Raw genomic sequence first — 10,868 nt, 5'->3', positions numbered from 1 at the left:
AATCGCCACGGCTCATACGGTGGACTCACCAGGTCGGCCCAGCTCACCGCGGACACCCGCCGCTGTCCCGGAATGCGGTGAGCCGCAGCTCGCAGCAGTACCGCTCGCCCGCGATCTCCAGCCACAGGTCGTCGAAGCCCGGCAGCATCTCATCCAGGCTCAGCCGGTCACATCCGGCGGCGGCACGTAGGAACGTGTCCACCGAAAGCGGGCTGCGGAAGTCCAGGAACATCGGCTTTTCCTCGCCGGGCAGCCGGACGAACACCTGGTCGGGCATCTTCCACTCGGTCTTCCACCGCCACGCCGCGAGGTACTCCCCGAACGACCCGGCCGGAACCCCCCAGCGGGGCAGGTCGCCCGCGGTCAGATCCCACCGCTGCCGCTGGTGGACCAGCCCGCCGATCGTGATTCGCGGCGTCATGGTCGACAGCCGGATCGGTCGTTTGTCCATCCCCGGCAGCGCGACAGCCCGCAGCATGCGCATGTCGGGGTAGGCGTCTTCGTACTCGGGGAAGAGCGCCAGCTGGGCACCGTCACCGTCGTGCAGGGCCGGCCTGCCGTCCGAGCCCACGCCCACCCGGCAGTCGCCGATGCGCACGCTGTCGGCCCGTGGCTCGGTGGCCTGCCAGTTCAGCCAGAGCACCGAGTGGCCTGCCGGAGTGTAGTCCCGGACCTTGTTCTGCCGGTCGATTCCCTGCAGCAGCGGCCGCGCCGCCCCGGCCAGAGTACGGACGGCGGCCCCCACCTCTGCCCGCACTCTGGCCGGCTCTGGGTCGAACGTGACGAACGGCAGTTGCGTCGGGGGGCAGATGTGGTGCGCCTCCGACAGCACGACCTGCCAGTCCGCACCGCGGAGCTGTGCACGGTCGCGGGCCACCAGCATCACGTCAGGGGCACAGAACAGCGGCCACTGGTCCAGGTCGTCGCGAATCAGTCCGAGGTCGCGCACGTCGTCGAGGGTGAGCTCGAGCCGCGATGCCCCGGTCAGCCGCACACCCGCCCATGCACCCGGGCCGTCTGTCCACTCGGGTTCTGGCATGTCCGCGAGCTGCTCCGCCCCGAGCACGCCACCTGCGCGGGCGCGGAGCCGGCGCACGACTTCGTGCTGGGCCTCTCGTTCGGCCACAGCACTGCTGGCCAGGATGTCCAGTGCGGGTGCGAGTGCGCGGGCAAGTCGTTCCGCGACCGGCTGCCCGAACGTCATGTGCCCGAGATTGCCGATGGCTTCGTCGGTGTACCAGAAGCGGTCCGCATAGAACGATCCCGCTCCCCGGGTCGGTTGTTCTCCGGTCAGCGCGGCGATGATCTCGGTCCCCTCGGCCAGCAGCCGTTCACGCCCGGGCAGATCGGCCTGCGCGAAATCGCTGAGCAGGCGCTCCACTTCGCTGAGCCGGTCGAGCAGGCCCGCGCGGACCGCGAGCGCCGAGTCCGCGACCAGGCCGCGCAGCGCGGCCAGCGGGTCGCCTGCGGTGGCGGGCACCCGGATGCCGGTGCGGAGCCATCCTCGGGACTGCGCGTCCAGCACTACGGCGTGGAGGGTGTCCAGCGGCATGCCGAGCTGTGCTGCTACCGATTCGAGAGTGTGCTCCCCGGTCGCCAGGGCCAGCAGCGCACCGTCGGGCGCCGGGCCGCTCCCCGCGTCACGGCGGGCCGCGCGGTACAGCCGGAGCAGGCCGGTGAGCCGCTCGTCGCGGGCCCACGCGGACGCGATCTGTTGCGCCGTCCAATAGCTGAGCAAGGTACGCCGTTGCCCGGCCCGGCCATCCCCGCGGGCCGCCAGTGTCACCGGATCCGGCGAACCGGGCGCGAACTGCCCGTGGTTGATCGGGCCGTAGAAGCCACCGGTCTCCACCTTGACGCAGAACCGCTGCAGGTACCGAACGGCCAGCCTGCGCAGCGGCGCGGATTTCCGCCCGCCCGCGAACCGGCGGATTCCGGTCAGTGCGTCAGGGCTGTTGAGGAACACGGCCTCCTGCAGATCCGGCGATGAGACAGTGCGTTGCAGGACCGCTTCCAGGCGCTTCAGCTCGGCAGGCCATCCACCGGACGCCGCGGCGAGCAGCTGCTCGCGTTTGCGTGCCGCCACGTTCCACGGTTCCAGTCGCTCCGGCCAGGTGCCGGGCAGCCTGTCCGGCGGCACCGGCTGCAACCGCCAGATCTGTCGCGCGGCCCGGTTGGCCCCGTTGCGGACCAGTGCGTCGACTGTCGCCCGCCGCTCCTCGAAGAGCCAGTCGAGGTACTCGCTCCGCAGGCTGAGCAGATCCGCTTCGAGGGCAAGGAGGTCGCGCACCCACCCGGTCGCCGTCGTCGACTGGAGTCGCAGCAGCCAGGAGACCGGGAACCCCGCCATCCGGAACACCAGACGCCTGGTGAAGTACCACTGAGGCCCGCTGGTCACGGCCGGACCATCGTCCTGGTTGCCGGGTGCACGGCTGATCCCGCCGGGGAGGGTTGCTTGACGAGCACGAAGTTCTCGATCACCAGCGCGTCCATCGCCGTGGTGTACAGATTGGTGATCGCGTGCACGGGGTCGTTGGCGAGTGGCTCGCTCTTGACGTTGAGCGAGGTGTTCAGCACGGCACCGACACCCGTCCGGTCCTGGAATGCCCGTATCAGGCGGTGATAGCGCGGGTTGACCGCCGCGGAAACCGTCTGCGGCCGGGTGGTGCCATCGATGTGCGCGGCCGCCGCCAGGTCCCGCCGGCCAACCTCGGTCAGCGGGATGGTGAGCAACATGAACGGGGAGGGTACGTCGAAGGCCAGGTATCGCGAGCGCTGCTCGTCGAGGATCGACGCCGCGAACGGCCGCCACCACTCCCGGTCCTTGACGACCGTGTTGATGCGGTCCCGGTTCGCGACGTCCCGGGGGTCGGCGAGGATGCTGCGATTGCCCAGTGCCCGCGGGCCGCATTCCGATCGGCCCTGGAACCAGCCGACCACGTTACCGTCGGCAAGCAGCTCTGCCGCCGTGTCCCAGGGCCGGTCGGTCTGCCGGTAGGGGAGCTTCAGGCGGTCGAGCAGGTCACGGACCTCGCTGTCGGCGTAACCGGGCCCCCAGTATGCGTGGGGCAGCGGCTCCGGCCTGCTACCGGTCGAGCGGAAATGGGCGTAGTAGGCCGCCCCCAGCGCTGTGCCCGAGTCGCCGGCCTGCGGCTGAACGTACAGTTCGTCGATGTCGTCCCTCGCCAGCAGGGTCCCGTTGGCCGCGCAGTTCAGCGCCACGCCCCCGGCCAGGCACAGCCGCCGGCTGCGCGTGGTGGCCAGTGCCTGGTCGACGAGGTGGTTCACGACGCCTTCGAGGGTCTTCTGCAAGGCGGCCGCGACGTGGGTGTAGGGAGGACGGCAGACCTGCGTGGCCGACGGGCCGGCCGGCAAGCCGAGGACGCCGCCCAGCTGGGGCGGTCGGTCCACCTCGATCACATCACTGCCCCACACCGCATCGGGCTCGGTCGTGAACCCGTCGGCTGCCGGGCGGAGAATCTTGCCGAACTCAGCGGCGAACACGGCCGGGTCACCGTAAGCGGCCAGGCCCATCGTCTTCTGCTCGTCGCTGAACGGACGGAACCCGAGGAAGCTGGTGACCGCGGCGTAGACGATTCCCAGTGAATGCGGAAGCGCAACCTGCCGGGTAAAACGGAAATCTCCGTCGAAGTGACCGAGCGTACTGGATTCGAGCTCGCCCAGTGCGTCCATTATCAGGAAAGCTGTGTCAAGGTGGCCGGAGCCGAACACAGTGCCGCTCGCGTGTGCCAGATGATGCGGCACATATTCCAGTCGCGCCCCGCAGCGCTCCGCGAAATCCGCCAGCATTCGCTGCCAGTACCGCAGCACCGCCACGGACTGCTCATTCTGTTGCGCGGACGACAGCGCACTGACCGGTAGGAAACGGTCCCAGTGCCTGATTCGCCGATCGAAATCGAAGTCGTACGCGACGATGTCTATATCGGTCAGCTCGATGCCTGCCGCGTGCAGCAGGTAGTTGATGCTCTGCTCCGGAAAGTAGCGGAGCTCGAAGCCGTCGAGTGCGTGTGATTCGCCGAGCGAGGACACGAATGTTCCAGGTGGACGCTCCACGGCGTGCTTCACGCGCAGGAAACGCTCCTCTTCCGCGATGCCCACCACCGCGCCATCTTTGAGCAAGGCCGCTGTCGCATCATCTCGAAAACAAGAAAGGCCGAGAATCCACACGCCTGACGACCTCCAAAATCGGTGTGGTGAGCCGTAAACCAATGTTCTGCGCCCGGGCAACCACAAGTATGCACCGCCGCCCACCTATCGCCAAGGGTTGCAAGGTCGCTTGACGACTCCTGCCCCATTCGCGAGACTGGCATGAGCAATCTTCCCGGCCCGTTTCAGGACCGTCGACAAAGTCATGGGGCCGGTTTCTCGCTACCGTTCACGCTTTGCCATCGGCAAGGGAGAAGGCCAGCACCATGGCAACCGCCACCGTCCCAGTCCTCGACCTGGCCACGACGAGTGCCGGCGAGCTGACCGAGGCCCTGATCGACTGGTCGTGCGTGCTGGTCACCGGTCACGGAATTCCCGATGACCTGCAGCAGGAGTTGGCTGACGTCTCGGCGGAGTTCTTCGACCTGCCCGAGCAGGAGAAGGGCAAGGTCCGCTCGCCCGAGCAGGGCCTGTGGCAGGGATGGGTGCCGATGTACCGTGGTGACCCGGACCTGGTGGAGCCGGGGAAGGTGCCCGATCTCGTCGAATGGTTCCAGGGACACGAGTTCGAGTCCTTCGACCTGTGGCCCGAGCGGCCGGCCAGGATGCGGTCGGTGTGGCTGAGGGCCTTCAACCTGTACCGCGACCTGTCCACCCGGGTGATCGACATGGTCGCGACCGAACTGGAGCTGCCCCGAGAGGATGTCCCGGCCTGGACGGAAAGGCCCTACTGCGGCTTGGCGGTGAACAACTACCCGGCCAGGAACCAAGCACCTCTGCCCGGGCAGGTGCGGTTCAGCGCGCACACCGACGAGGACGGCATCACGCTGGTCTCGGCGAGGGAGGACCCCGGTGGGCTGGAGATCCGGCGCCCGCACACGGCCGAGGACGACTGGCGGCCTGTCCCCATCCCCACGGGGGCGGTGTTCATCCAGCCCGGCGACCTGCTGGCGAGGTGGACCAACCGGGTGATACACGCCAATGAGCACCGCGTGGTGTACCCGCGCGGTGCGGGCCCGGCCATCCCGCGTCGCCAGTCGATCATCTTCTATCTCGACCCGGCGCGAGAGACAACCGTGACACCCGCTCCGAGTTGCGTAGCGCGAACCAGCGAGGTGCTGCCCCCGCTGCACGTGGCGGAGTACATCATGAGAAGCCAGAAGAACCTCTCATCCGGGGACGAGCGGGCACGGCTGGACCAGTGAGTCCTCATTGGTCGTACGGGGGTTCGTGCTGCCACGACTTTCTCCGGATCACGATTCATCGAAACAAGGACAACAAGGGTCGGGGGGTGCGTACATGCTGATCTCAGAGGGCTTGGAAGCCAACGAAGTTGTCCGCGTACAGGAGTCGGATGCCCGGCGACTGTGGAACTTCGCGCAACAACTCGCCGCAGGCGAGCAGATCGAACGGCTGGACGCCGAGCAACTGGCCGAGCTCGGCACCGTGCTGACGTCGACGCTGCCGGAAGCTGTACTCCGTGCCGCCCACCGGTTCCGCAACCGGGGCACCACGCACGACGTTCTACTGCTGCGCGGCATCCTGCCCGCCGATCACGATCTCGGGCCGACTCCTGGATCAGCCACCTCGCCACGGCACGGGCACGCGAACCTGTGCGCTTTGAACCTGATGGCCGTGATGAACATGTTCGGCGAACCGTTCACGTTCGAGGACCTCTACGGCGGACGTCTGGTCCAGGACGTCGTCGCCGCACAGGGCAAGGAAAGCGCACAGACCAGTGAGGGCAGCGACTGTTTTCTGGAGTGGCATGTCGAGGACGCGTTCAGCAGCGACCGGTGCGACTACTTCGGACTGCTGTGCCTGCGCGGTGACCCGGCCGCGGCGACGATTCTCGCACCAGCCCGCGCGCTCGTGCTGCCCGACGAGGCACGGAAGGTACTGATGCAGCCGCGCTATACCGTCCTACCGGACATCGCGCACGGGGAGAACCCGGAACCGCAGACGGGTGTCGCGGTGCTGACGGGCACCCGTGAGGCACCCGAGATCCGGTTCGACCCCATCTACATGGTGCCCGCCGACCCGGCGGACGATGAGGCACGGAGTGCCTTCGAGTTCCTCACCGAGGCGGTCAAGGCCACCGCTGTCAGCCACGTCCTCCAACCGGGCGATCTGATCGTGGTCGACAACCGCCGAGTGGTGCACGCCCGGAGCGCCTTCCAGCCGCGGTTCGATGGTTCGGGGAGGTGGCTGATGAGGACCATGGTGTGCTCATCACTACCACGCCATCGTCGTCGGCAGTCGCGGAGGGCGATTTGATGGAAGGCGCTCAAGACATGACGACCGAAGAATTCGCCATCAGATCGTCCTCGGCCGGAATTGGCGCGGCTTACTCGTGCGACGAGTTCTCCCCGCTCCGCGAGGTGATCGTCGGGAACCCCTACGGTGCCCGGATTCCCCGGCAGGACGTGTCGGCCTGGCTGAACCTCTACGGCGACCTGTCGCGCTCCGAGATGGAACGCGTACTGACGGGAGAGTTCCCGGCCCGGGTGATCGAGGAGACAGCGGAAGACCTGGAAGTTCTGGTCAGCACGCTGCGCGGTCTGGGTGTGGTGGTCCACCAGGCCCTGGCCAGTGATCAAGCGCAGGAGTTCGGCACTCCGCAGTGGCGAACCGACGGCTTCTACAACTACTGTCCCCGCGATCTCACCCTGATCATCGGAGACATGATCATCGAGACCGCCAGCCCGATGCGTGCGCGGTACTTCGAGCTGTTCAGCATGAGGCACCTCTTTCAGCGGTTCATGCTGAACGGATCGACCTGGATCGCCGCACCCAGACCGCAGCTGGCTGACGAGCTGTTCCTGATCGACGAACAGGACCGCCCGGTACTGGGTGAACAGGAGCCCGTGTTCGAGGCGGCCAACGTGCTGCGCTGCGGGAAGGACCTTTTCTACCAGGTTTCGGCCAGCGGCAACGAGCTCGGCCGGATATGGCTGGAGCGGACGCTGCAAGCCTATGGGGACTTCACCATCCACCCGTTGCGGAAGATCTACGAGTACACGCACATCGACAGCACGATCGCGTTCCTGCGGCCTGGACTCGTACTGCTCAACCCCGAGCGGATCAACGACACGAACCTGCCCGACGTGCTGCGGAAGTGGGACGCCATCTGGTGCCCGTCGATGAACACGGAACCCACGGCCTCGCCGTACCCGCTCAGCTCGCGCTGGATCGGAATGAACCTCCTCATGGTCAGTCCCGAACTGGCCGTTGTGGACGCGGCGCAGCACGAGCTCATCCGGGCGCTTGAACGGAACGGCATCGACACGATTCCGCTGACCCTGCGCCACGCGCGGACGCTCGGTGGCGGGTTTCACTGCGTCACCCTCGACGTCCTCCGCGACGGGACCATGGAGAGCTATTTCGACTGAGCGGGCCGCCGGCGTCTGGACTGACGAGCACGGAAGGTCCATGTGCGAGGAACGAGCCCAGGGGCCTTCCGCGCGCAGGAGGGAAGACGCCGGGTACAGGCCCGCGGACGCCGAGCGGAGGCGAGGCCATGTCACTGACCGAGCAACCTGCTCTTGAGGCCGGTCCAGAGCGCATCCGCCCGCGATCGCGAGTACGAGTCCGCGTCGTACAGGAGATACCCGGTGATCTGGTCGGAAGACCTTTCCAGCATCAGTTCGAAGTCGTGGAGGAAGGTCCCGTTGTACACGGGGATCTCTTCCGCCATGTCGATGTCCGCCAGGCCGTAGGCGATGCCAGGCGAGCCCTGGACGTTGAGCATGAACGTGTACGTCTCCACGTCCGTCAACCCGTGGAGTTCCCGCATCAGCAGCTGCCGGGTTCTGGGGTAGCGCAGGGCGGAGGCGGTCACCGACTTCGCGTAGTCCAGCCGATCGCGATCCGAGCCTCGGCTGCCGAGTTCGGTCAGCACCATGGGTACGTCGTTGACGACGTACCCGATCAGCGGACGCAGCTTGCGCCTGGTCCGGTTGTGGAACGGCACGCCGATGATGACGTCGTCCGTGTCCGCGTGCTCGCGCAGCGTCATGGCGACGGCGTCGAGCATGAGTGTGAAGACCGTGCAGCGTGACGCGCGAGCGCGCTGGTTCAGCTGTGCTGTCACGGATGCGTCGAGAAGAGTGTCCAGTATGGCCCCGTGCGCCCCGGCCCCGTCGATCCGTCCTCCGTCCCGGGGCAGGCGCACTGCGGGCAGGGCACTGGGCAGCAGCTTGCGCCAGTGCGCCAGGATGTCCCGGAACTCGCTCGTACCAAGCAGGTTCCGCTCTTCGTGGCAGTAGTCGCTGTAGGTGTACGGCAACGGGCTCAGTGCGGGGTCGCGACCGGACAGCGCCCGGCCGTAGGCGTCTCCCAGGTCGGCCAGGAAGACGAACACTGACCAGCCGTCGACGATGATGTGGTGGAAGACGAACCCCAGGATGTGATCGCCGTCGGGCAGGCGCATCAGGGTGATTCGCCACAGCGGTAGGGAGTCCAACGGAATCCGGGTAGCCGAGATCGTCGTGAACAGGCTGACGGCCTCGGCTTCGTCGGCTACGTCGATCGGCTCCGCGGTGACCGGCACGACGTCGGAGACGAGTTGGACCGGCTCCAAGGTGGCGACCGTCGTCGTGCGGAGCGGCTCGTGCCTGGCCACCACGGCGGCCAGCGCCCGGTTGAAGGCAGCCACGTCCAGGCGGCCACGGAGCCTGAAGGCGCCGTAGACGTTCTCGCGCGCGGAGTCCGTGGTCTGCTCAGCGTGCCACATCTCCAGCTGCACCGGTGCCATCGGCACTTCGCGTTCTGCCATGCCAGCCCGTCCTGGGATCTGTGTCGTCCGCCTAGTTCTGGGGCGTGGTGAAGTACCAGAACTCGGGTGTCACGTAGTACTGGGTGAGGTTCTCGAAGGAAGCGGGATCTCCCGAGACGGTGGTCTTCCAGGCCCGGATCGAATCGTGGTTGGGGAGCCACAGGACCGGCACGTCCTTGCTGAGGAAGGACGCCTCGTCCTTCACCGCTTGCGGGTCGCTGCTGGTGACCGAGGCTTCGATCAGCCTGTCCGCCGTGGGATTGCTGTAGTCGCCGATCTGGAACGATCCGCCGGTGTTCAGGAACCCGTACTGGGTGGGGTAGGGGTTGTTGCTCTGGGAACCGAAGTACTGCATCGCCCACCGGTTTATGTCCCCAGGTGAGCCGGAGTTGCTGTAGTGGTTGATCATGTAGCTGAGGCTGCTGCTCTCCAGGGCGATGTCGATGCCTGCCTGCTTGGCATCCGAGGCGAGGGCGGCGGACTCCTCGCCGAGGAGAGGCGGGCTGGAAGCGTAGATCAGGTTGAACGCCAACGGTGTGCCGGCGGGGATGCCCGCGCCGCACTCGTCCGGTCCGGAACCCGGCCTCGAGCACACAGTCGTGCCGCCAGGGTTCACTGTCCAGCCGTGCGCCCGCAGGATGCGGGTCGCCTCGGAGATGCTGAACGGATACGGGTTGACCGTGGCGTCATCCGGCACGTAGGGGCTTCTCGGGTAGGCCGGTACCGGACCGTAGGACTCGTGACCCGCGCCGTGCATGAACGCCTTGATGTAGCCTTTCTGGTTCGTCAGATGCGCCAGCACCTGCCGGAAGTACAGCTGGCTCACGATCTTGTCGAAATGACCGGTGGTGTTTCGGTAGTTGAAGGCCATGAAGTTGCTGCCGAAGTTGGGCATGCCGTAGACGTGGTAGCCGGCGCGTTCGATCGCCGGGATCTGCGGTACGGCGTTGAGGTCGATGTAACCGACGTCCACGTGACCTGCCTTGAGCGCGTTGAGCTCAGCGGTGCTCGAGGTGAAGCTCACGCCTTCGAAGTTGGACATGCGCTCGACGCGCGGGCCGCCGTAGGACGGGTTGGGGACCATCGTGAAGGCGCCGGTCACGGAGTTGAAGGCGCTGAGGCGGTAGGGGCCGTTCACGACCTGCCACAGTGGATTGGTGGCATAGGTGTCCAGCGACTTGGTCTGTTCGACGAGGAAGTTGTAGATCTTCCTGGCGTTGTCCGGGTTGGTGAAGTCGAGGATGGGCCCGTCGGCTGTTGCTTTCGCCCACACGTGTGACGGAAGCGGATTCACCGGCCCGCCGTAGGAGAGGATGTTCTGCTGGAACCAGCTCGGGTTGACCGGCTCGGCCAGGTTCAGGATCAGCGTCGCATCATCCGGCGTGCTCGTGCTCACCAGGTCGTCGGGGAACCCGCCAGGCACGTAGGCGGGCCAGTTGGACGGCGCCTCCTTGAGGGCTGCCTTGATCAGTTCTATGTCGAAGAGCAGATCCTTCGAGGTGATCGGCCGCCCGTCGGACCACTTGTAGTTGCTCTTCATCGTGATCGACACCGTCTTGCCGCCGTTCGACCACACAGGGGATTCCGCCAAGCTCATGGACGGGACGACTTCCGGCACGGTGCCGTTCTGGTTCCAGTACAGGGGTCGCCACATCAGCCACTGGAAGCCATGCACGTTGGCGAGGGAGAAACTGGCCTGCGTGTCGATCGGGAGGATCCAGTTCGGCGTCGCGCCAGGTTGCATGGCCCAGGTGATCGTGCCGGTGTACTGAGGTCCGGCCGCCGCAGGGGGCACCGAACCGATCTCGCCCGACGGTCCGATGGCAACGGGGGCGTCGGAGCCTCCGGTGCAGGCAGCGACCAGGGCGGCTGCGGCGACAGCCGCGGTAACGCCCTTGGTCCTCTTCCGGAACTGGGTCATCGG

At 66.7% G+C, this 10,868-nt stretch carries 7 protein-coding genes; 3 read left to right on the top strand and 4 right to left on the bottom strand.

The genetic code is table 11. From position 1 onward, the window contains the following. Positions 1-43 precede the first annotated feature (43 nt). Entirely contained in the window at positions 44-2,398 is a 2,355-nt protein-coding gene (locus FHR82_RS47810) for a lantibiotic dehydratase (RefSeq protein WP_184815596.1), read from the bottom strand. Further along, positions 2,395-4,188: a carbamoyltransferase family protein gene (locus tag FHR82_RS38565; RefSeq protein WP_184815595.1), complete on the bottom strand. Its 1,794-nt coding sequence runs from the start codon at positions 4,186-4,188 to the stop codon at positions 2,395-2,397. The genes FHR82_RS47810 and FHR82_RS38565 overlap by 4 nt, the downstream gene beginning before the upstream one ends. Positions 4,189-4,433: 245 nt before the next feature. Here FHR82_RS38565 and FHR82_RS38560 point away from each other — a divergent pair, with 245 nt between their 5' ends. From FHR82_RS38560 to FHR82_RS38550, 3 genes are read left to right on the top strand one after another with little or no spacing between them, the layout of a single operon-like run. After that, a complete protein-coding gene (locus tag FHR82_RS38560) occupies positions 4,434-5,372 on the top strand; it encodes a 2-oxoglutarate and iron-dependent oxygenase domain-containing protein (RefSeq protein ID WP_184815594.1) in 939 nt (312 codons plus the stop codon). A gap of 25 nt (positions 5,373-5,397) precedes the next feature. Then, positions 5,398-6,444 (top strand): TauD/TfdA family dioxygenase, encoded by a 1,047-nt coding sequence (locus FHR82_RS38555; protein WP_192772846.1) that lies wholly within the window; start codon positions 5,398-5,400, stop codon positions 6,442-6,444. Then, a complete protein-coding gene (locus FHR82_RS38550) occupies positions 6,393-7,559 on the top strand; it encodes an inosamine-phosphate amidinotransferase 1 (RefSeq protein WP_221464827.1) in 1,167 nt (388 codons plus the stop codon). The genes FHR82_RS38555 and FHR82_RS38550 overlap by 52 nt, the downstream gene beginning before the upstream one ends. 131 nt (positions 7,560-7,690) lie before the next feature. Here FHR82_RS38550 and FHR82_RS38545 read toward each other — a convergent pair whose 3' ends face one another. Further along, a complete protein-coding gene (locus FHR82_RS38545; protein ID WP_184815592.1) occupies positions 7,691-8,944 on the bottom strand; it encodes a condensation domain-containing protein in 1,254 nt (417 codons plus the stop codon). 31 nt (positions 8,945-8,975) lie between these two features. Beyond that, positions 8,976-10,865, bottom strand: coding sequence for an ABC transporter substrate-binding protein (locus FHR82_RS38540; RefSeq protein WP_184815591.1), 1,890 nt, complete (start codon positions 10,863-10,865; stop codon positions 8,976-8,978). Between the last annotated feature and the right edge of the window lie 3 nt (positions 10,866-10,868).

Origin of the sequence: Actinophytocola algeriensis (genome assembly GCF_014203735.1) — a bacterium.
In the GTDB taxonomy this organism is placed as follows: domain Bacteria; phylum Actinomycetota; class Actinomycetes; order Mycobacteriales; family Pseudonocardiaceae; genus Actinophytocola; species Actinophytocola algeriensis.
Note: the sequence above shows the minus strand (reverse complement) of the source record. Positions and strands in the feature narration are given on the sequence as shown.